The organism is Vagococcus allomyrinae, from assembly GCF_017829975.1.
Taxonomy (GTDB): Bacteria; Bacillota; Bacilli; order Lactobacillales; family Vagococcaceae; genus Vagococcus_D; species Vagococcus_D allomyrinae.
Window position 1 is genome coordinate 171,955 of the sequence record NZ_JAEEGA010000002.1, and the last position, 23,118, is coordinate 195,072.

Annotated in this window: 20 protein-coding genes; 2 read left to right on the plus strand and 18 right to left on the minus strand. The window is 38.8% G+C overall.

Features of this window, described 5'->3' with window-relative positions:
* Positions 1 to 5: 5 nt before the first annotated feature.
* The 9 genes from I6N95_RS03450 to I6N95_RS03490 are packed head-to-tail and all read right to left on the minus strand — an operon-like array spanning position 6 to position 8,153.
* Entirely contained in the window at positions 6 to 1,367 is a 1,362-nt protein-coding gene (locus I6N95_RS03450) for a V-type ATP synthase subunit B (protein WP_209524959.1), read from the minus strand.
* Entirely contained in the window at positions 1,354 to 3,141 is a 1,788-nt protein-coding gene (locus I6N95_RS03455; RefSeq protein ID WP_209524960.1) for a V-type ATP synthase subunit A, read from the minus strand. The genes I6N95_RS03450 and I6N95_RS03455 overlap by 14 nt, the downstream gene beginning before the upstream one ends.
* A 10-nt stretch (positions 3,142 to 3,151) precedes the next feature.
* Positions 3,152 to 3,457 carry a hypothetical protein gene (locus tag I6N95_RS03460; RefSeq protein ID WP_209524961.1) on the minus strand — a complete coding sequence of 102 codons (306 nt, stop codon included), beginning with the start codon at positions 3,455 to 3,457 and terminating at the stop codon, positions 3,152 to 3,154.
* Positions 3,450 to 4,241 (minus strand): V-type ATPase subunit, encoded by a 792-nt coding sequence (locus tag I6N95_RS03465; protein ID WP_209524962.1) that lies wholly within the window; start codon positions 4,239 to 4,241, stop codon positions 3,450 to 3,452. Before I6N95_RS03465 ends, I6N95_RS03460 begins: the two co-directional genes overlap by 8 nt.
* Before the next feature lies 1 nt (position 4,242).
* A complete protein-coding gene (locus tag I6N95_RS03470) occupies positions 4,243 to 4,815 on the minus strand; it encodes a hypothetical protein (protein ID WP_209524963.1) in 573 nt (190 codons plus the stop codon).
* Entirely contained in the window at positions 4,815 to 5,294 is a 480-nt protein-coding gene (locus tag I6N95_RS03475) for a V-type ATP synthase subunit K (protein ID WP_209524964.1), read from the minus strand. Before I6N95_RS03475 ends, I6N95_RS03470 begins: the two co-directional genes overlap by 1 nt.
* Positions 5,294 to 7,225, minus strand: coding sequence for a V-type ATP synthase subunit I (locus tag I6N95_RS03480; protein WP_209524965.1), 1,932 nt, complete (start codon positions 7,223 to 7,225; stop codon positions 5,294 to 5,296). The genes I6N95_RS03475 and I6N95_RS03480 overlap by 1 nt, the downstream gene beginning before the upstream one ends.
* Positions 7,212 to 7,532 carry a hypothetical protein gene (locus I6N95_RS03485; protein WP_209524966.1) on the minus strand — a complete coding sequence of 107 codons (321 nt, stop codon included), beginning with the start codon at positions 7,530 to 7,532 and terminating at the stop codon, positions 7,212 to 7,214. Before I6N95_RS03485 ends, I6N95_RS03480 begins: the two co-directional genes overlap by 14 nt.
* An 18-nt stretch (positions 7,533 to 7,550) precedes the next feature.
* Positions 7,551 to 8,153, minus strand: a complete 603-nt coding sequence (locus tag I6N95_RS03490) for a TetR/AcrR family transcriptional regulator (protein WP_209524967.1) — start codon at positions 8,151 to 8,153, stop codon at positions 7,551 to 7,553.
* A gap of 402 nt (positions 8,154 to 8,555) precedes the next feature.
* On the opposite strand from I6N95_RS03490, the gene I6N95_RS03495 reads away from it, so the two are divergent.
* Together I6N95_RS03495 and I6N95_RS03500 are read left to right on the plus strand one after the other, a co-directional pair.
* Positions 8,556 to 10,136 carry an immunoglobulin-like domain-containing protein gene (locus I6N95_RS03495; RefSeq protein WP_209524968.1) on the plus strand — a complete coding sequence of 527 codons (1,581 nt, stop codon included), beginning with the start codon at positions 8,556 to 8,558 and terminating at the stop codon, positions 10,134 to 10,136.
* Positions 10,137 to 10,497: 361 nt separating this feature from the next.
* On the plus strand, positions 10,498 to 12,021 hold the full coding sequence (locus I6N95_RS03500; RefSeq protein ID WP_209524969.1) for an AcpB/EbpR/MafR family transcriptional regulator: 1,524 nt from the start codon (positions 10,498 to 10,500) through the stop codon (positions 12,019 to 12,021).
* A 467-nt stretch (positions 12,022 to 12,488) separates the two neighbouring features.
* On the opposite strand, the gene I6N95_RS03505 is transcribed toward I6N95_RS03500, so the two are convergent.
* The 9 genes from I6N95_RS03505 to I6N95_RS03545 form a co-directional block, all read right to left on the minus strand.
* Positions 12,489 to 12,911 carry an SRPBCC family protein gene (locus I6N95_RS03505; protein ID WP_209524970.1) on the minus strand — a complete coding sequence of 141 codons (423 nt, stop codon included), beginning with the start codon at positions 12,909 to 12,911 and terminating at the stop codon, positions 12,489 to 12,491.
* A gap of 1,320 nt (positions 12,912 to 14,231) precedes the next feature.
* A complete protein-coding gene (locus I6N95_RS03510) occupies positions 14,232 to 14,339 on the minus strand; it encodes a putative holin-like toxin (protein WP_209525423.1) in 108 nt (35 codons plus the stop codon).
* A 452-nt stretch (positions 14,340 to 14,791) separates the two neighbouring features.
* Positions 14,792 to 14,923: a putative holin-like toxin gene (locus tag I6N95_RS03515; RefSeq protein ID WP_209525425.1), complete on the minus strand. Its 132-nt coding sequence runs from the start codon at positions 14,921 to 14,923 to the stop codon at positions 14,792 to 14,794.
* 479 nt (positions 14,924 to 15,402) lie between these two features.
* Positions 15,403 to 15,528: a putative holin-like toxin gene (locus I6N95_RS03520; protein ID WP_209524971.1), complete on the minus strand. Its 126-nt coding sequence runs from the start codon at positions 15,526 to 15,528 to the stop codon at positions 15,403 to 15,405.
* A 652-nt stretch (positions 15,529 to 16,180) separates the two neighbouring features.
* Positions 16,181 to 19,087 carry a lectin-like domain-containing protein gene (locus tag I6N95_RS03525; RefSeq protein ID WP_209524972.1) on the minus strand — a complete coding sequence of 969 codons (2,907 nt, stop codon included), beginning with the start codon at positions 19,085 to 19,087 and terminating at the stop codon, positions 16,181 to 16,183.
* Between the two features lie 157 nt (positions 19,088 to 19,244).
* Positions 19,245 to 20,360 carry a WxLIP family cell surface protein gene (locus I6N95_RS03530; protein WP_209524973.1) on the minus strand — a complete coding sequence of 372 codons (1,116 nt, stop codon included), beginning with the start codon at positions 20,358 to 20,360 and terminating at the stop codon, positions 19,245 to 19,247.
* 181 nt (positions 20,361 to 20,541) lie between these two features.
* Positions 20,542 to 21,327, minus strand: a complete 786-nt coding sequence (locus tag I6N95_RS03535; protein ID WP_209524974.1) for a WxL domain-containing protein — start codon at positions 21,325 to 21,327, stop codon at positions 20,542 to 20,544.
* Positions 21,328 to 21,352: 25 nt separating this feature from the next.
* Positions 21,353 to 22,171: a WxL domain-containing protein gene (locus tag I6N95_RS03540; RefSeq protein ID WP_209524975.1), complete on the minus strand. Its 819-nt coding sequence runs from the start codon at positions 22,169 to 22,171 to the stop codon at positions 21,353 to 21,355.
* Between the two features lie 160 nt (positions 22,172 to 22,331).
* On the minus strand, positions 22,332 to 23,096 hold the full coding sequence (locus I6N95_RS03545; RefSeq protein WP_209524976.1) for a WxL domain-containing protein: 765 nt from the start codon (positions 23,094 to 23,096) through the stop codon (positions 22,332 to 22,334).
* Positions 23,097 to 23,118: the final 22 nt, after the last annotated feature.

Here is a 23,118-nt window from a genome sequence, read left to right on the forward strand (position 1 = left end):
CTCCTTTAATAATACGTTTCAAGATGTTTCTGGCGAATTCGTTTTAAGGAATTTTTAGGCAACATCCGCAATAATTTCCAGCCTAAATCCAAGGTTTGCTCGATGCTGCGGTTTTCATAAAACCCTTGGTCAATATAATCCCGTTCAAAAGCCCGAGCAAAGGCGGCGTATTGGTGATCCAGTTCTGATAAGGCACTGTCTCCCAAAATGGTAGCCAGCTCGATAATTTCCTTGCCTTGAGCGTAAGCCGCAAACAATTGGTTCATCGTATCGGCATGATCCTCCCGGGTTTTCCCTTCGCCGATACCTTTGTCTTTCAATCGCGATAAACTAGGCAAGACATTGATCGGTGGTCGGTATTCCATCTTATTAAGATCATGAGATAAAATAATCTGGCCCTCAGTAATATAGCCAGTTAAATCGGGAATCGGATGGGTCTTATCATCTTCTGGCATGGACAGAATCGGCATTAAGGTAATCGATCCGGGTTTCCCTTGAAGCCTGCCAGCTCGTTCATAAAGACTAGCTAAATCGGTATACATATAACCTGGGTACCCTCGTCTTGAAGGAACTTCCCGACGAGAAGCCGAGACTTCCCTTAAGGCTTCACAGTAATTGGACATATCGGTCATAATCACCATGACGTGCATGTCTAACTCAAAGGCCAAATACTCGGCCGCTGTCAACGCCATCCGCGGGGTGGAAATCCGCTCAATCGCAGGGTCATCAGCTAAATTAATAAACATCACCGAATGCTCAATCGCCCCGGTCCGTCGAAATTCATCGATAAAAAAACGAGACTCTTCAAAAGTAATGCCCATGGCGCAAAAGACCACTGCAAACTCGATGGAATCATCCAACACTTTTGCCTGACGAGCTATTTGAGCCGCCAGTTCATTATGTGGTAAACCCGATCCAGAAAAGATTGGCAATTTTTGGCCAACGACTAAGGTGTTTAAGCCATCAATGGCACTGACACCTGTTTGGATAAACTGATCAGGGTACTGACGGAGAACCGGGTTCATGACACTGCCATTAATATCCATCTTCTCGTAGGATAATAATTCAGAGCCGTCATCGATAATGCGCCCCTGGCCATCAAAGATGCGACCGACCATTTCGCTAGAAGCATTTAAACTCACTGGGCGGTTTTGAAAACGCAGGCGAATATTATCCGTCGTTAATCCCTGATTGGAATCATAGATCTGAATCACTGCCCGATCACCTTCAATTTCCAGAACTTTGCCGACGCGAATATCGTCTTCACTTTGATAAATTTCAACTTCTTCATCGTAAGAGACTCCGCTAACGCCTTCCACAATAATCAATGGGCCGGCGATTTTTTTGATCTTTTTAAATTCCTTCAATGGTCAGCCCCTCCTTTAGACTTTGACTTAAGGTCTCAAAATCCGTCCGATTTTTTTCAATCAACTGATTGATTGACTCCAAATTATCTTCAGCCGTGTATTTCATCTGAGCAATTTCATTAATTCCCGGTGTATTTAAAATATCGGCAATAAAGACATGGTCATGCATCAGCACATCTCTTGCTTCATCGAAAAATTCCATGATGGCAATTAACATCAAGGTTTGCTTTTTATGGGAGGTAAAGGTATCTTCTTCCACAAAGGCATTTTGTTGCAAAAAGTCTTCCCGCAACATTCGGGCAATTTCCAATTTCAATAAATCCAAGTCTGACAAACTGTCTTTCCCGATCAACTGGACAATTTCCTGAAGTTTTTGCTCTTCCTTTAGCAAGCCCATGGCCCGCTTGCGATATTTAGAATACTGACGATGGCTGTTTTTGCGCATGTATTTATCCATCTCATCCTGATACAGCGAATAACTGTTTAACCAATTGATCGCTGGGAAATGACGGGCATAAGCCAAATTGGCATCCAGTGCCCAAAAGACTTTCGCTACTCGTAAGGTCGCTTGAGTGACCGGTTCTGACAAGTCCCCACCAGCTGGTGAGACAGCGCCAATCATCGTCACTGAGCCCCTTTTTTCAGATTGTCCTAAACAGCGGACAATCCCCGCTCGCTCGTAGACTTGAGCCAGACGGGAAGCCAGATAGGCTGGATAACCTTCATCTCCCGGCATTTCTTCTAAACGGCCACTCATCTCACGCAAAGCTTCCGCCCAACGAGAGGTGGAATCGGCCATTAGCGACACATCATAGCCCATGTCTCTAAAATACTCAGCAATCGTAATTCCTGTATAGATTGAAGCTTCCCGAGCGGCCACTGGCATGTTCGAGGTATTGGCAATTAAAACCGTCTTATCCATTAACGGCGACTTGGTTTTAGGATCGACAATTTCAGGAAATTCCTGCAACACATCGGTCATTTCATTGCCCCGCTCACCGCAGCCAATATAAACCACCACGTCGCAGTCAGACCATTTAGCCAACTGATGTTGGACTACTGTCTTCCCAGAACCAAAGGGACCAGGAATACAGGCCGTACCACCTTTAGCCACTGGGAAAAAGGTATCAATCACCCGTTGCCCTGTTACTAAAGGCGTAGTCGGCAGTTCTTTTGCCGTATAAGGTCGCTGCTGACGAATCGGCCAATGGCTTAACATGCAAATCGGCCGTTCATCGTCTTTTTCGTCTTCCACTACCGCCACGGTTTCTTCAATCGTATAAGCCCCTTCGCGAATCGACACCACCGTACCGCTTACGCCTTGAGGCACTAAAATATAATGTTTAAAAGTTTGTTCTAAGACATAACCAATCCGATCCCCTGGCACCACCTGTTGACCAGCCTTAACCTCTGGATAAAAATACCATTCGGCAGTTTTCGACAAGGTGGCAATCTTGGCCCCACGATTTAGATAATAGCCTTGAGTGCGAGCAAACTCTTTGAGATCGCGGCCAATGCCGTCCAACATGCTGGACAATAGCCCTGGCCCTAGCTCTACGCTTAAGGGTCGTTGATTAGAGACAACTTTTTCATTAAGACGAATGCCAGAGGTTTCTTCATAGACTTGAATGGAGGAAAGATCGCCGTCCATTTCAATAATTTCACCTAAAAGTTCTCGGTCAGACACTAAAACTGTATCATACAGTCTCGCATTGGCGACTCCTTGAGCCACAACTAAGGGGCCTGATACTTTTACTATTTTTCCTTCTCTCAAAATATTCCTCCTAACCGACTTTTAAGCCAATGGCTTCTTCAATTATTTGATTAAGGCGTTTTTCGCCTGATTTTTTATGGTGCAGTTGATTTGGTAATAAACTGATGGTGAGGTCAAAGTCTTTGTTAAACCCACGAATGACCTCAACATGTTCCTGATAGACCTGTTCACTGACATAAACCAAGGAAATGTGTTGCCTTTTTAACTGTCTAAACAAGGTTAACAAATCAGTCTCTCGTTCCACTAATCGAACTTCCATTCCCAGACTTGTCATAACCCCTTCTTGTTGATAACTTAAATAGATGACTTTAGACATACGTCAGCCGCATCCTTTCTTCGATGTCATTTAATGGCAGATGGTAAAGCTTGCCTTTTAAAATCAAGCGCAAATTAAACAATTCCATTTGCTTTTCAACAATATAGGCAAAAATCCCCTCAATGCCAATAACCTGATGATGATAAGGCCTTAGCTTGGCGATGATCGCCTGATCAAAAAGCTGAAGCAGTTGCGACGATTCAACCTGCTGATCAAACAACTGATAATAGTGGCCCTTTTTTAACAGCTTACAAGCCGCGGAATTATCCAGCTCTTTGACCTTTTTGATCGTTTCACCACTTAAATAGCCCTTTGCATAGTCAAGGTACTTAACCGGTTGCTTTTTATGTCTAAAAGCTTGAGTTAAAAAATAACAATCCAAGCTCATTTTAGCGTACTCGACCATCAGAGGATAACGCGCCTCTTCAATAAAAGCCAGATATTTTTTTAAGATTTCCTCATCAGCAGTGCCGATCTTGAAGGCCCCTTGAACCAGGTCCTCTTGAACAAACAAGACATCAAAAAGGCTCGTTGGTAAGGCTAACTCGGTAATAATTTGTCGCAGATCTGCTTGCCCCTGACGATACAGAGCATCAATATCCGCCACTAAAACCGGTGCACCATTTAAGAGATAGCCGTGGTTCTTTAAGTATTGCTGACTGTCAGTCCACGACGACAAGCTCATTAAGTGATCAAACTGTGCCTGTTTCCATATTTTTTTTTGCTGCAAGACAACTTGAATATTTGCCATATAATGTTGATCATAGGTTTTACGTGTTTTCATCTCACTCATCCTCAAACAAATAGGTCATCATTGTGCGACTCAATTCTTGTTTTCTAAACTGAAAAAGTTCCGCCACTTCATGATTGATATTGTAGTTTTCACAAGATAAGATAAAGCCCGATTGGAGCCTTTCATCGACTTCGACTACGTAACGATCTGAAAAGACCTGATCAACCGCCTCGAACGACTTTACTCCGACCAAAATTTTTAAGACCTTGCTATCTTGTTCCGTGGCCTGTAACCTTTCTGCCAAAAATGACAAATACTGCTCCGTCGGTAGATTGCTGTAATGCTCTTTACAGCGATCCAGTTCCCGCTGAATTAAGTCTTGCTTTAATAAATTAACCTTTTGATTTTCCCGCATTTTAATTCGGGTTTTTTCCTGTTCTTCACGAATTTCAAGCTCTTTTCTAACACGGGCTTTCCGCTGTTCTAATCTGGCAGTGCCCTCGGCAATGATCTTATCTGACACCTTTTTTGCCTCTGCCTTTGCTTTAGCCAGCTGTTGATCCTGTTGATCTTGTTCCCGTTCTTCCAGAACCAACATCATTTTTTCCAGGTTGCCGTATTTCATTAAAAGCTCACCGCATTCAAAATAATCAACGAGCTAACAAAGGCCAGTAAGGCGTATGTTTCCACCATTACCGTATAGATGATCGTCTTTGTCATTTGCTCTGAATCTTTGGCAATTAAAGCAATCCCATTAACTGAAATACGCGCTTGGGCAATAGCACTTGGATAACCGACAATCGCCATTGGCAGGCAGGCGACTAAAATAAACAAGCCTTCCTGCAAGGTCATAGCTGGTGTTAAGCGAGTCAAAGTCATAATGGCAATAACGAACCCATATAACCCTTGAGACGCAGGTAAAAGTTGCACGATTAAGGTCTGACCAAATTTTTCCGGTTCCTCTGCCATTAAGCCAGAAGCCGCTTCACCGACCATCCCAACCCCTTTGGCACTGCCAATTCCTGGCAGTAAAATCGCTAACCCCATACCTAAAGCAGCAAAAATTAAGCCACCATTATTCATAAAAAATTCTGTAAAAGTCATTAGTTGTCCTCCTGATTAATGTTAATGTAGGTGTTTTTACTGCGAAATTCTTCAAACCGTTTACCGCCACCAGTGTAGAACTTACCAAAAAATTCCACATAAGTCAGACGGGCAGAATGGACATAGGCACTTAAACCACTGATTCCCAGATTAAAGGTGTGACCAATAATAAACACGATAAAACCAGCAATAATCCCAAAGACGCCAAAGCCACTTAACATCTCGACAATCATGTTAAAGGCGACACCAATTGAAGCACCTGCTAAGCCTAAAGCCATCAAACGAGAATAAGAGAGCACATCGCCAATATAATTACTCAGACCGTATAAACTGTACAGGCCACTGGCAAATTTCCCAAAGATCGTTTTGGCGTCACGGCCATTTGTCAGCACGATGCCGACCATGCCGATGATCATGATCACCCAACCAATTGTCGTATAGGGTGCCAAAAGCGGTGTAAACATTTGCGAAATCAAGATGATCGCCCCTGATAACGTTAAATACCAGAAACCAACATCGAATAAAGCATAAAGGGGTTTCCCCATGCGAATAAACAAGTAGGCCTTGATTCCCAAACCGACAAACAAGTGGAAGATCCCAAAACAAATGGCAAAAACCAAAACAAACATAAAGTCTTTGTTAATGTCGATCAAGCCGTTAATCGGTATCAAGCCACCGAAAAAGGAGCCGTAAATCCAGCCACAGATAATCGTTGGTAAACTTAAAAACAGTAAAAACTGTAAGAAATTTTCCGTTGACTCTTTTAAATTTCCCAGCTTAATCAAAGCAAAGGTGCCAATTCCCATCAGCAAGCCGTAGCCCACATCTCCCAGCATCATGCCAAAAAAGATCGCATAAAAGGGCGTAAACAAAGCTGTTGGATCTAATTCATTGTAGCGAGGTAGGGAATACATATTGGTAATCCCTTCAAATGCCCGAACCAGTTTATTGTTCTTCAGTTTGATCGGCACGTCGGTTGCTTCAAGTGGAACATCAGTGATTTCCACGAAATAAGTGTCATGTGTTGTTTGTTCTAGAAGGTGATTGAAGCGTTTGATGTCTTCGGTAAAAATCCAGCCCGCCATCTGAGTGACTTGCTCTGAATTTAGAAACGAAAGTTTTGTGCGGTAACGGAGTTCTTCATTTTGTAAATACTCATAATACAGTTGCAATTCTTCACGATAATTGCCAATGGTACTCAGTCGTTTTTCGATGTTTTGATGCTTTTCGATCAAGTGTGTCACTTGCTCTTTCATGACCTGAACATCCCCATCAATTCCCAGAGAGCTAGCACTTCGCAATTGGAAATGATGTTTATCTAAGATGATCTCAATTTGTGTACTAGTGCCTTCTTGCGGAATCAGCACAAACAATTCTTGCTCGTCATTTTGAGGACGATGCATAAAAAAGACTGTGGCAATCTTTTGTAACTCTTTTTCAAGTGTCTTCACATGCTTTTGTTCAACAGTCCCAATGATCGCTTTTTCTTTGCTGAGTTTGAGCAAAGCTTCACGATTCATTTTTTGATGGTCCCAAGGGCGATACAAAGTAAAACCGTCAACGACTTTCTTCGCCACATCATAATACTTATCATAGGTATCAAGCAATCGCTCAATGTCAATATGTTGGCAGCGCTCTGTCAGTTCCTCAAAAGAAAGAGACATCACATTGAGTTTTTCCAGCGGTTTCCCCTTTTTTCGATGCTTCTTTTCAAATTCGGTGACCGAATTTAAGACGTCCTGTAAACGACTTTGAATAAAGCGGTTACGCTCAAAATCATAACCATTGTCATAAGTTCCATAAAATTGATCAGCTTCCTGACTGAGGTCTTTAAAGGTAACATTTTTATACAATTGTAGCTCCTTTAACAGCTGATCGACATGTTCATTCATCACCAATAAATTAAATTCACTCATTTTAACGATCGCCATAATCAAAGATCTCCTCTACAAATTGTTGAAAGGCGGCCTCTTTACGTTCTTCATAGCGCCTCATTAACACAAGCATCTCTTGTTCAACTTGTTGTTGGAATTGTTGTTCATAGGCGGTCATTTTTTCTCTTGACTGAGCCTCCCACTCCTGTTGTTCACGGTCAAAAGCCAGATTAAGTTCATGAACCTTTTGATTCCCTTGGTTCTTGGCTTTTTTTAACAAATTGCTTTCCTGCTGCTCCAGTTGTTGTCTACTTGTGGCAAGAAAGCTGGTCACGTCGATAATTTTTTGTTTTTCTTTTTCCAAAACGAGTCTCCTTTCGGTTTAGTCCTCATTTAGTAAGCGGTTGCTAATAGCAACTAAACTGTTGTCAGGTAAATCTAATGCTTGTTCGACAAGTAAGGCGATTTGTTCTTTGCTTACTTGACGTAAATTGGACAAGCCAAAAACCCCCTCTAAGGTCATTATTAATGTTTCTTCTGGATACACCCCCATTAAATAGCCCAACTTCCGTCCTTCCAGAATGATCTCTGCATAGATTTCACCACACTCTTCCACAAACTGTCGATGGAATAAGGAGACTAATTGGTGCTCCAACTGAAAAATATTGGAAATCCCGGCAATTTTACAAGGATAAATATTGTAATAGGCATCAATCAGAATCAGCAATCTTTCAAAAAAAGTCGTACTCTCTAAAGCTAAGTGGTCCTTTAAAAAAACCACCTGTTGCATGGCAATGTCCTTAATGACACCTTCTAGAACTTCTTCCTTTGTATTAAAATAATAATAAACCAATCCTTTTGCTACCCCTACTGAGCGAGCAATTTGCGCAATGGAGGTTTTTTCAATCCCCTGAGCTAAAAACAGCTCTTCAGCAATCTTAATAATTTCCTCTTTTCTCACTTGAGGGTTCTTCGATATTCGCATATTTCACCTCCTTTTTCGACCTATCCACTTTCTAGTTTACAGGTTGACTGACCGACAGTCAACTTTTTTTATCAATCGTTTTCATCTTAAATTTAACTGACGCTATGTTGAAAATTTTCATAAATACTGCTGAAAAACAGGACCGATTCTCCAGATAAATGCAATCCAACTTGCTGATCAATGACAGAGTCCTCTCTTAATAAACCAATTGAACAAAACAACGGTTGACTTGTTATTTAATTCACTTCATACAAAAATTATAAGTTCGTTCATAAATATATACAATTTTCATTATAACAAAATCATCAACTCATATCGTTCAGTTAACAGCCATTAAACACTTGTTTTATGAACAGTTTCTGCTATAATTTAAGTATTCTAACAATTGGAGGTAACTAAATAATGAAAAGTAAAAAATTGAAAGGATTCTTGTTGCTAGCCTTGATGGCAAACACGGCACTGTCTCTAGCTAATCCTACATTCGCTCAAGCAACAGAACTAAGTTCAGAAATCAGCCAAATATTAAACGATCAGGTTAGGTTAGAGTCAGGCGTCTCATATATCGATGCGGCTGGACAAGTGAAAGAAATCACCATCCCTTCATCGGCTGCCGTCACACTAAGCGCTTCATCGTCCACTGTTTCAATTAGGGCTAACGGTCAAACACACAATTTGAAAAACGTTCAAGAAATAACCTTTAAAAAAATTAACGTTTCAAAACTTGTGTGTTTTTCTGCAAATACCGTCAAAAAGATCACATTGGATGGTGTAAATTTTCAAGGAGGCGTTAAATTTTCCGGCTTGAAGAGCCTTCAGAGCCTGATTGTAAAGAACTCAACATTTGGAGGATGTGGGTATTCCATTGCAGTCTATTCGGCTCCTGTATTAAACACATTATTGATTGATAATTCCACCCTAAAAGATGACTTGAGAATTTATTCAAATAAATCATTAACTGAAGCAACCGTCTCAAACTCTGTCCTAAAAAGCGATGCCAAACAATTTAGTAATAAAAAAGGCTATCGGACAAATTTTGTTAACACTCGTTTTGATCCAACGAAATGTTTAAGAGACATTTCTTCAGGCGGTAGAAGTGCCGATGATATCTTCTTTATGAACCCTGATAACACGGCTATTGGTGCTTCCAGGTTTAATGCAGCAACTCCAGGAAAAATTTTATACACTGGGGCAGATAATGTGGTAAACACGGTTGATATTCCAGCTTATACGGCTATCACAACCGTTAAAGACGTAAAAGATAGTGTGACCATTAGATTGAGTAATGGCCAAACTCATGTTTTAAATGGGGTTAAAGAGTTATACTTCAGAAATGTTGATATCCAAACACCCCTTGCTTTTCAACAAAAATACTTAAGACTTGAAAAGCTGCAAATAGTTAACAGTAGAACCCGCAGCATTAAAGTGGCTTGTAGCCAAACATTAAAAGCCTTTGAAATTCATGGTTCAGAATTATCTCACTCATCAGCCAACGTTTCTTTAAGTAGCAATAAAGCACTAGAGAGCTTTATTGTGCAAGATTCAACGTTTACTGGGGGAAGTTGCGCTGGTTCCATTTCAGTGGCTCATTCTCCATCATTAAAACAGTTCATTATGAATAATGACTACATGTCAGGCTATCTGTCTACTTGTAATATAGGCTCAGTTGTCTTGCAGTTAAGTAATTCACAGTATGATGATCGCATTTCATCCGCCAATGAAATTAATGGTGTTGCTGGTCCACAAATAGTTGGTTATCTTCCAGTTATTGAAGCATCGGATCGAGTTCATTCAAAAGGGGAGCAGTTTGACCCAATTGAAGGCGTTAAGGCTTACGATTTTGAAGATGGTGACTTAATGTCTGTCCTTGTTATCGACGACAGTTTGGTAAATGCTGACAGAAATGGCGTTTACCCAGTAACTTACACTGTGACAGATTCTGATAATAATATGACTACTTTGACTATCCAAGTGACAGTCAACTAGCAACACAGCAGATTGTAAATGTCTCCTTGAATTTGCGACTTATATTAGTTTTAGTTAATGTTATCAGTGTTACAGTCCCCCATTAAACCAAACATGCCGCCCATAGAGAAGATGAAATAATACTTCCAACTTGAATTGAACCGACCTCTCAAAAGCTAGACTAAACATCTGACTTTTGAGGGGTCGGTTTTAGTTTGACACCTTATAAAATGTCACTAATTTTATTTATTTCTAAGTCCAACCTTCTTTGACAATCTGCCTCCTTGTGTGATGTAGGCAACGCGTTTCCTTTCAATTTCAAATTGTTTACTGATATACTGATAATAATTAGAGACATAAATATGAAAGGTGTGGATTAACTATGAACTCATTCTTTAGTACGTCAGAAAAAAGAACCCTAGATATTCTCGAATACCTGTACTCAGAAAATAAAACATGGTTTCTACCAGAAATAGCATCTGCCATTCATTGTTCAATAAAAAGCGTTAGTCAATCTATTTCCATACTGAATAATTTAGTTGAGGAAAACAATCTTACTTGTTCCATTTTTTTAGAAGATAAAGGCGGCGTTTATCTACAAACAGACTCTTACGCAGAGATACATCTATTAAAAATTCTATTTGTTAGAACTACCGCATCTTATCAATTGCTAGACAAAATATTTCAATCTCCTAATGTTACCATCGACCAATTACAAGAAGAATTATTTCTCTCAAGAAGCACCATATATAGAAAATTGGAGATAATTGAGCAGGTACTCCTTAAAAACAAGCTCACACTCTCTAAGACTACCCTAACAATTGAAGGCGACGAAACAGCTATTCGAGAATTCTTTTATGTCTTTTACTTCTCACTTGTTGATCCTAATATCTGGCCTTTTAAAACTATCAGCTCGTCAGTCCTTAAAAATGGATTGGGGACATTTCAACTAGAGTCTAAACTAGAACTAACCAGTACTGAAAAACTTCAGCTAATTTACAGATCAGCTATCAACACTATTCGTTACCAACAACAAAGATTTGTTCAAGAATTCCCTATTGATATTTATGTAGCAGATAATATTAAAGAAGGTTTTTCAAATGTAGATAAGAACTTGCTAGCTCGGATCCCAGCAAAGCATCAAGAGATGGAAAAAAAGTACCTAACCTATCTTTATGTCACTTATCCAAGTACTGAAATTTTTGAGGATCCCTCCCAAATTAGAGCAATAGTTAATTGGCACAAACACAATAATTCCGATGCTTATTATTTAGTTTCGACTTTACTCCAACACATAGAAACCGCTTACCCTGAAATGAAAGAAAAGTCATTATTTACTTCAAATGAGTTTTTATATAAATTGATATCTGTGGCAAATTATGGCTTGTTATTTCCTCATTTATATGTCGAACTGGCTCTAAATGACCGTTGGGATCGACGACTTAGGACATTATCATTTTCATCACTTGATCAGCCTAAATTTACAAAAATACTTTGGGATGCTATTTCCGCCATTACTGAAAGTGTCACGTTTCCTTTAATTAATCCTAGTCATGTCTTTTATTTTATTTATTCTATCTTTAGTCAATACCTAGATTTAAAATATTTTGAATCATCTATCAGTGTTAAAATTGTCCTAGAAGTTGGTTATTTAGCAGAAGAATTACTTTCTAGAGAGTTACAAAGTATATTTCCGCAAAAAATATTCGTTGAGACTAGCAAAATAAACTATGATCATAAAACTCACTATGATTTAATAATATCCGATTTGGATTATTTGGCTTCGAATTACTCGAACTCCCTAAAAAGATATGTCTTAAATTATCCTCCAAGTAATCGAGACATCGGTGCTCTTAAGAACATAATTGAAGAACTTTCTATCTCTAAACTCTTAGAATCAAATTAGCCTGCTCACTAAAAATTGACATCAGGATAAATTATTTTGGTGCGAAGCTCAAATGGAAAATAGTACCATCGTTTGTTTAAGATGACCATAAAAATGGGCTCTTTTGTCAAGTTAGAATGATAGAAATTGTAATTTGAATATTATTAGGTTGAAACGATACAGAAAAGTTTAGTTTGCTCATTTCGAATTCTAAATGCCCCATCTCCGCAAAAGAATCAAATTCTTCACAGAGGTGGGGCAGAACGTTACTGGCGATTTTATCCATCCTACCTTTATATGATGTCTTTTTGTTAATTAACTATTAGCTAATGACTGGTATGTGGGTAAAAAAAAGAGACTAGCGACAGTCCCTCTACAACCTTACGACAAAAACACCCGATTGTCCGCAAAAAACGGGCTGGATAATCGGGAATCTTTACATTTAATTTTTTGTCAAACTCATGGTTTAATCTTTGTTTTAACTTACATTAATTACTTATTTTTACAAGTTCAATTCCTGCAATATCCCACAAATTATTCATCATATCATAATACTGATCATCCATGACAACATCCACAAGCATCTTAGTTTGATTGCCCACTGGCTCAAATAGATAATGTTCAAGCCAATTAGTAAATTCAGGAACTTCGCTGTATTTACCATCAGTCATTTCACCTAAGAATGAAAACTTGATCTCTTTTTCTGGTTCAAAAACAACGACTTTAGAAACCAAACCGTTCCCTGTTTTGTCGACAAATGAAACAGTTTCATTCAATCCCATTTCACCAGTATAAGTTGAACCCTCTTGAAAGGCGGCCGCCCATTGATCGTATTTACTTCGATCAATAATCAGTTGCCAAGCCTTATCTGGCTTGCAGTTAAGCATAAACTCTTTTTTTATGTGTTTCATTACAGCTCCTCCTATCATTTTAGTCGTATCCTTGTATTAATTAGCACAGTTATATTATAGCACCAGACTCATTTGATTGTCTTTGTAAAGAGTTCCACGTTAGGCTAATCTTGTTTTCCATTATTCATCATCTAAGTATAGTTTTTCAAAACGAAAAAAGAGCTTTTTCCACTGGAAGACTGCTTCTTAGAAATAGCTTAAGATATCGCACCTTTTTCACCAAACCTTCTCCCCTTAAATCATTCTCTTACTGATTATTTTGCCGAAAAATCAGTTTCACTCTGAAATAAAGAGATTAGTAAACAACCATGATTCCAATTGAATTTGGTTGATTACTGTATCTAGCTTTAAGACAGTTAGTTATAATAGTCATCACGAAACAATAAAGGGCGTTAAACGAAAAACGAAACAAACAGACTAGCATGAGGAGCGCCTGCCTGTTTGCTACCAACAAATTATGGAGATGCAATTATAGAGTGTACTTTTAATAGGTTGTGATTGATAGCAAGTTCAATATAGCATACAAAACGATCAACTAGTGTAGATTTTCCTATATGAAAATCATTATTTTTATACAAAGAAACGAAGCAAGGTCTTTCTTAATTGAGTTCAGAGTTTTTTTATAAACGCACTTTGGCGTGAACCCTTTTATCAAGACAATAGATATTATTAATATATATAGTCCCTCGTATAATAATCCTTTGATCAATTTGTTTAGTATTCATTACTTTTCTCAATTTTCTCAGAACAGCTGGTTTTTACTTCTCCTAGAAAATTAATAATAATGTCAATGCTCACGCAAAAGATGCCCCTAAAAAATCAAAAAAGTAAACGTTCATTTTTCCAATGTGAAGTACGTGTAAACGAACTAATTTCATAACTACAGCTAACTGATGCAACAGGAGTTTTCTAACCATATAAAAAGGAGTCCCCCATGTGTTACATTTAGGCCCTTAACAGACACGTACTCACAGGGAGAGATTCCCTATAACCATTACACAACAACTACTCCTATTTGAACTAGGCATTTTAACGCAACTGGTAATGCTTCAATCAAATTGAATGATGAAGCCAGTCTGACACTGTCATTCAACGATAAAACAAGCACTAGCAACAAATAAAATGGCAACCAAATTAATAAACCAAAAGTTAAAACTAGCACATCTGTATTTATGGTAATTCATGCTGATTTTTGTTATAATAGAATAGCAAAGAGGAGTTGCGCAAACAACTCCTCTTGAGGAAAAGCTAGCACCATTTAAGATGGTGGCTTTGTTAAGTGGAAAAAATAACCAGTTAACCGCTAAAGTTATGGACTGGTTATTTTTTTTTGTCTTTTTTTAGCAATTCCACAACCAATTTAACTAAGGCAATGGTAAACATACCAAAGCCTAAAATTAAATTAATTGTCTCAAGTGCTGACAAAATCGGCTTCTCCTTTCCTAGATTTTGAGTGTATTCTCATACGCATCAACTCCTATCTGGATAAGCCACCGTCACAAACTTTACTAGTCAATTCCCTCTCACTATTATACCATGTGAACGCTGTTATATCAGTGTTTCTCCATAAAAAAACAAGACTTATTCCTTCATCGCTCTGGCTACTTACGCCGCTCAGAAGAAATGTCTTACGATAGCAAAACTGAAAAAGCTCCCTCTCAAAGTGTGTCTAATAGCTAAACTACTTTTCTAATGGTACTTTTTGATTTTTTTCTTCCTCTTGGCTATGGAATTTTCATTCAGCACGCGTTATTTATGGTATTTCGTGCTAAATTTTGCTATAATGGAATAGTGAAGAGGAGTTGCGCAAACAACTCCTCTTGAGGAAAAGCTAGCACCATTTAAGATGGTGGCTTTATTAATTAGTAAAAAATAACCAGTTAACTAGCCAAAGTTATGGACTGGTTATTTTTTTTGTCTTTTTTTAGCAATTCCACAACCAATTTAACTAAGGCAATGGTAAACATACCAAAGCCTAACATTAAATTAATCGTCTCAAGTGCTGACAAAATTGGCCTCTCCTTTCCTAGATTTTGAGTGTATTCTCATACGCATCAACTCCTATCTGGATAAGCCACCGTCACAAACTTTACTAGTCAATTCCCTCTCGCTATCACACCGTGTAAGCGCTGTTATATCAGTGTTTTTTTCATTAAAAAACAAGACTTATTCCTTCCTCGCTCTGGCTACTTACGCCGCTCAGAAGAAATGTCTTACGATAGCAAAACTGAAAAAGCTTCCTCTCAAAGTGTGTCTAATAGCTAAACTACTTTTCTAATGGTACTTTTTGATTTTTTTCTTCCTCTTGGCTATGGAATTTTCATTCAGTACGCGTTATTTATGGTATTTCGCCCTAAATTTTGCTATAATGGAATAGTAAAGAGGAGTTGCGTAAACAACTCCTCTTGAGGAAAAAACTAGCACCATTTAAGATGGTAGCTTCGTAAAATGGTAAAAAATAACCAGTTAACTAGCCAAAGTTATAGACTGGTTATTTTTTGTCTTTTTTTAGCAGTTCCACAACCAATTTAACTAAGGCGATGGTAAACATACCAAAGCCTAAAATTAAATTAATTGTCTCAAGTGCTGACAAAATCGGCTTCTTCTTTCCTGTCATTTTGAACAGTGGGGAGTCAATTAGATACTTTCCAAAATGATCGTCATTCTATTTACGACTAAGGTACATTATTTTTATTATCACTTAACAAGGCAAGAACCGTTAAATTGTTTAGAATAATTGGTATACCACTTTAACAATAAAAACAAGCGCTACACAAACAAAAAGGTATCTAATAGTCTTAATACGCAATTATATAGTTCCCATTAAATAATCATCCTTTACCGTTAAACTTTCAGCCAGAAAAAAGCTGAAAGTACCACTCTTGGCGGATGATTATGCGAATTATTAAGCGGAACAATATGTTTGATTATTTAACATGATGTATATAGTTACAAAAAAATGTAATACCTTTAGATCAGTAACTATGATAATTACAAAGTTTTAAATCCTAGAGAAGCAGAACCCTTTAACTTTAATGAATAAATCCTATTCAAGAATCGTCAACAGATCGTCGGCAAATGGCTGACCTTCACATAGCTGGATTTTTTTCAATTATAATAATGAAAGAACCTTAAGTATCAAATGATTTAGGTGATTTTCTAAATAAATGCCTAGCTTAATAACAGAAAAAAAGGTGAGACTCAGTTAGACTGAACTCACCTTTTCCCCATTCCCTCTTAACCTTAATTGCTAAAAGAGATCAGTTTTTTTAAATGGCATCAATCAATGTCCATCTGATTGTTCCTTCATAGACACCTGATTTAGCAGCACCTGGTTTAACCTTCAATCTAAGGCCTTTCCCTTGTTGCCACTCATCTGAAATTTTAACAGCATCGTTATCTTCAGTTGTCATGCTTTTAATCGTTTTAGACTGAGTCGTTAGCTCCTGATCACCATACATCAGTCCACCTGTTAAGACAGAACTAGTGTCCGTCTTATGAGTCATGTCTTTAACGACACTTGCTTCCATTCGCCACTGAGACCCTGCATCACGAAAATCTTGAACGACTAATGGGCTCTCACCATTGAGGCCAAAGTCATAGATTTTTTCTCGAGTTGACAAGTTCAACTTCTCCGCCATCGTCACACTTGCTGGTGCTGAAATAAATTCCAAACGACCAGCTTTAACAGTTGTAACTACTTTATTGGACGTTAGCTCAGTTGTTGATGTCAAACCATCTATGGCAATCAGCACATCAGCCGTACCTTCTTCATAAATCTTTTCATCAACTGGTGTTGTTTCCTTAACGGTTGCCTCAAAGCTCAACACTAAGTTATTGGCAACAGCTAGATCCGTATTTTCAGGTAAACTAACTGAAATAGTATTGCCTACTTGACTACCAACTTCACTAATCGTTCCTGAAGTATCTGTTAATTTGATATTTTTGATATCCATTAAATTATCATCAATCACTTGGCTAAAGACAGCTGACTGATAGTTATAAGCCAAGCCACTGACACTCTCTGCAAGAGAAAGGGTTAATTCATAGCTAACTGATTCTCCTTGCTTGACACTGCCACCGTCAATTGACTCTTTCTTACTATTAAATACTTTCTGAGTTAATCCATAAACATCCGCATTCGCCACATACTTAAAGTAAACGGTTTGGATTTCCTCAGTATAAGTACCAGTGACATTGCCTGAATCTCCTACATAGGTATAATCGGCAATCGCCACTAGTTCACTCGTAGCATCATAACCACTACCAATATCACCATCTAGTGTAGCAGGATCTTTAATTGGTTGGTTGGTTTGATCCACATATTGAACCTCAACTTCACCAGTGCCTGCGATAACTTTAGTCGAAACTTCATTGGAAGCAACAGACGAGCTAGAAACATAGGGATCCACCGTCGATTGATCTATGGTTGACTGAAGGTTGATCGCTGCCGTTCCTTTTGCTCTCACAAAAGAACCAATAGCTGCGCTTTTCTTCACCACTGCTTTGTAACTTAAACGTAAATTCCCTAAAGCCAGTGGAGTAGCCGAATCAGCTAATTCACCTTTAATTGTCGTGCCATCAACCGTCGCAGTACCAACTTCATTCTCTAAAGCATCAGTCAATTTGAGCTCTGTTACGTTCTCTAAATTGGCATCAATAGCTTCCTCAATCGTAAATGATTTATACTTGGTCGACACACCTGTATAATTAGTGAAAATCGCATTTGGTTTTAAATCCAACAGATAGCTAGCTTTTTTACCTTGGCTAATTTCACCGTTATCAATGGAAACATCAGCAGTATTTTTAACCGTTTGCTCCGCTGTAAAAAGGTCTTTGCTTTCCGCAAATACTAGCGTAACAACACTATCTTCCTGATATTTATACTTACCAGTCAACTGACCATCTACCCCAAGTAAGGTATAACCATTACTTTGAATCTCATTAACTGTTTCAGTGTCTGGCGTGATTGTATAGTCTTCGCCTAATTCACCAATATTTTCTTGGCTTTCAGCTAACTCATTACCTTTAGTATCCACGTATTTCACCGATACATTTTCCAATCCCGGCATCCGTGACATAGATAAGGCCTGTTGCGCAACAGAGCCACCAGTACTTCCTGAAAAGCCCCAATGAACTTTAAGTAACTCTTCTTCATCCAGCACATCCTCAGCAGAATAACCAAAAGTTTGAGCAACATCTTCCATACTGTTAAATTTATAGGAATTTTTGTAGACATTCGTTGCTTGCGGCACAATTGTTCCAGCAGCATTTTTTAACACATCTCTGACTGTATAAGAAAGCGTAAAGGTTGCCGCATCCCAGGTCATTTCATACTCTTTCCAATAACCGTTACTTAAAAAAGCTGTTGCCAATTGCGGACTAAGATGATGCGCAGGATATACTTGACCAACGGTCGGTTGATTATTACCTGGGTAGGCCTGTGGTCGAACAAATCCCATATGACCTCTGTATTTATTATATGCATCGTTCCCTGGTTGATCATATGACAGCTTGGACATATCCATATCCATATGTTCCTGATAAGTAGGTCGCGCATTTAAAAATAGATCGAACTCCATACTAAAGGCGTTTTGAACATAACGAGAGCCATATTTATTGTGACTCACTCCATCACCTGAATAAATTCCTAATCCTTGTCCGATATGACCAATCACTTTATCTGCTGGATCATCAGAAGTTTCAATCACTGACATTCTTGGATCATTTTGTAAGGTAAAAGTCATACCATCTCCAGCGTTTTTTTGACTATTACCTAAATATAAATATGACTTCAAATCAAAATCATACTTCATACTAACCCGGTTTTTACTCCAAATCGCCCCAGACTCGCTTCCGTTAGTACTAGTGATTTGAAGGGTTCTTCCTTCGTCAAGATAAGCAATCCCTGAGTTAGCATGAGAAATAGCTGGGTAAAAAAGATCCGTGATACTCAAGCCCAACTCAGGTACATTATTGACATTTCTTGTATTCCTTTGCTTCAACTCTTCTAGCGGATCAGACATTAGTGATGAATTGTCGCTTTGATTTTCTGAGTTTTGAGTTTGTAAAACCCCCACCTCATCCAGATTTTCTGCCTTAACTAGTTGACTAGAAGCCAAAAAGACAGAGGAAGCTAAAGTTAAAAACAACCACTTCTTAGTTGTTTTCTTCATTTTATCAGTTCTCCTTTCTTGCATATTTATTCCCTTATGTTCAAGTAAGTCTGTTTATTAACTATCAGCAGCTATGAGAAGTTAACATGATACCTCTCACTACGCTTATAGCACAAGGTGAATCTGGAAACTCCAGATTCAACACTTATGCCCTAGTTTATTTTTTACGCTTCTTGCTTTTGCTTTTACTTTTATTTTTGCTGACTTTTCTTTTTTGCTCCTGCTTTTTCTTCTTCACAATTACCACAATCATGATAATAATCAGAATCAAGGCAAGCAATGCTACACCACCAATAATGTACCACTTCGTATAATCAGTCGGTAAATCAACGGCTTTGGCATTCAATTTATCCGCTTCTTCACGTTTAATCACAAAGTCTTCTTCGAAGGTCCATTCCTGGCGTTCGCCATCTTTTTCATCCTTTGGATCAGAAACCGCTACTAACTTCAACGTATATTCCCCAGCTCGGTAACGTTCTTTTCCAATTGGAATCCCAAAGTCAAAAGCTGAATTCGGCGCCATCCGGTAGCCATCGCTTTTTACTTCATACAAGACATCGCTACTGCCTTTTTTCATGACTTTGGCTTCAATTGAGACATCTTCCATGACAGCTGATGTCGGATTTTGTAAGGTTGCTTTCGTCGTATTATTCCCCATAATCTGACTGGCAAAGACTTTGTTTAACTTCATATCCGTTTTGACAAATTCTTCGTTTTCAATTAAAACAACGCCAATTGAGTAAGTCATTTCATTCTCAATTTTCATACCACCTTGAGAACTTTTGTCTTCGGTTTGTTTATCTTCAGTTTTCTTTGTTTTAACATTAACGCCGCCTAAAATCATACCGTCGTATTCTTCTGCTGGCATCTCAATCTGGATTTTTGTTTTAACATCCGATTGAGCTGGCACTTTTACTTCTTTTGGTGTTGACGCGATCGAAGGAAAAGGGAACAGCAAACTTTTATCGATCTCTTTCTCCATGAGATTATAGTCAATTAACCCATTATCGTTCGTCGTAGCAGAAGATAAGCCTACCTCTGCTGTTACTTCTTGATCAGAAGAGTTAAAGAGTTGTAATTCAATTTCCTGTTTCGCCCCTGGAGACATCTTCAAGTAATAAAACGACACATCTTTTTTAAACTGATTCTCGGGTAAAATCGCCTTAACGGCAATTGGCGACGAATCTGCCTTGGCAACTTTTGGCATCATCCCAACCACCATCACCGCGATCATTACGACGACTAATCGAAACGTTAACTTCATTTTTCTCATCATTCCACTTCCACATCCTCTTATATTGTTTAGTTGATAAAATAAGTATACCCTCAATTACCAACCCAATTGACTCAATAATTGAGTCTAATTAACCTATTTTTTGGCAAAAAGATTTAGTGGAAAGTCAAACCGAATCCCGTTGCTTCATTCACCTTTCATCCCTCTTATACTAAAAGTATTAAATCCCGTCAGCCAATGTCCACTCTAATTTTGCTACATAGGTTTTGCCTACTAATTTTTCATCTGTCCCAATAGCATGTAATTTAACTCCTGGGTTATATTGACCTGTTTCACCTTCACGAGAAGTGGCACCAGCTGCTGGATTAGCTTCTGTATAAGACTCATTGAATACCAATGACGTTTTAGAACTGTCGGTATTTTTACCGGCTTTTGTGCTCATGATTTCAACTGATTGTCCTAGTGTCAGGTTTTTAGACGCTGCGCCGTCAAAGACGTTAACCGCACCAGCAATATCCGTTCCACTCATTCGTGTGTTGGACAACTTGGCTTGAGTTAACTCGATATAGGTTTGCTCCAAAGCTTTACCGCCACCTTCTGGGGTAAACGGGTTAGCTTTAACACTTAGTGTCCAGCCTTTTTGTTCGCCACGAACGTCTTCCACTTGAATGTAGTGAGAGATGTCTTTTTTTGTATTGGTTGCGTCATCTTTATCAACATAACGATCCATCAAGGCGTCAACCGTATAGCTATCAGATTTAATTTCGATTTCACCAAAGTGATAATCGGAAATGTGATTGACTCTTAGGGTTCCTTTTGAACCATTAGGTATCTCTGGCACAATGATCTCGTCTTCTGTTTCAGGTTTGGTAACCTCTCCTGTTGACGTATCCCCTTGTGTTTTAAAAATCACATCACCTTGTGTTTCGACAGTTGCGGCACTGGCTTCAAAGGCAGCCCCTAATATAGCAGTTGTTAACAACATTCCTGTCACTAATTTTTTCATAATTGATCTCCTCTTTTCTTTTTTATTAAATCCCAGACGTTAAGGTCCAAGTTAAGGTAGATGTATAATCAACACCTGTGTATGGCGCGATTCCAGCAGGTTTCACAAACTGAACACCGGCAGTGTTGCCGTCTGCATAAGTTGTGGCACCTTTTTCATACCCATCATGGAAGACGTTTGATACCTGATAACCATTGGTATCTTTACCGGCTTGAGTTTTCATTACTGAAACGGATGCTGTGCCATTAGTTGCTAAGCCTGTTTTGGCTAAGTCTTCTTGACCCGTAATTCTTTCGGCTGCTTTAGCAGACGTCATATAATCTGACGTTAAAGTCGACCCACCAAAGACGATTGTGCTGTTTGTTAAAACATGCGTACCACCTGGTAAATCAGCTCCTGTTGCGGTAAACGGTGTTGCTTTAACCGTTAAATCCCATTTCGCAGCTTCCCCCGTTAACCCGCGACCATCTGATACTTGGACAAATGGGGCGATATCACTTTCAGCGGCTTCACCTTTAAGGTTGTATTTCAAAACGTTAACGTTTGACACGCTGCGAGCTGCTTTTGATTCTTCGGTTTTAAAGAATAAGTTAGGGACAAACTGAATTCTAAGAGCTCCAGTGCCACCATTTCCTTGACCAGGCAATTCAATCACTTCTGGGTCTTCCCCTTCTTCGCCATCTTCATTTGGTGTGTGAACTTCACCAGTTGAGTCATCGCCTTCTGGGCTAAATTGAACTTTACCTTCGGTATTAAGTGAGGTAGTTTCTTCTGCAGCGTTAGCAGTGTAACCTCCTGCTAAGACTAAGGCGCAAATTCCTGCTGCTAAAATTGATTTTTTCATGTGATGTTTCCCCTTATAAATTATTTTTTTATGTTAGTTTTCTCTGACCATCGACATTAGGTGAAAAAACAGAGTTCGAAAACAGTTGTTATTGAACCATTTTCCACCTAAGTATCGCTGGAATATTCGCTTAACTTAACGTTAAGTCAGTTAACTCTGATTAAATGCCGTCCTCTAATGTCCACGTAATGGTAGACGTGTAAGTCCCTTTTTTAGGTGCAATCCCGGCTGGCTTAATCAGTTGAACACCCGTTGTCGTTGTTTGACCATCATAGTCATCGGCAATTTTATAGTCATCTTGGAAGACATTGGATAATTGCTGACCATTTGTATCAGCTCCAGCTTTGGCAGACAAAACAGAGACAGTTGAATCTTCATCACCTGCTACTAAAGTTGTCGCACTTTGCTTGTTAAGCTTAGTGTTGGCATTTGCTGTATTAAACCCAGTTGTTGTCAAAGTTGAGCCATTAAAATTAATTGAAGCTCCCGTTAACTCATGATCTCCATTCTTAAAGACAGAGGCTTTTGCTTTTAAATTCCACGTTGGGTTTTCACCAGAATTATTCGTTACCTGAACGAAAGCTGGCATTTTTCCATCGGCATTATACTTAGTTAACTTAGCATCATAGGTTTTAAGTTCGGTTGAAATTCCTGCAGGTGCTACAAAACTAAAGGCTGGCACAAATTGAATACGCAACGGGCCAGAACCAGTTGTTCCCTCTTCTTCTGGGATGGTAATCACTTCATCGTCTTCACCTTCTTCATCGGGCTTAACAATTGTTCCTGTTTCATCATCATCTGTTGTAAATTCAACTTTCCCCGTTGTTGTTTCTGAGCCTACTTCGCCAGCAAAAGCCGGTGTCGCCGCTCCTAAAATACTTGCACAGATCGTTAATGTTAGTAATGTTGATAGTTTGTTTTTCATCATAATTTCCCCTTTTTCGTTT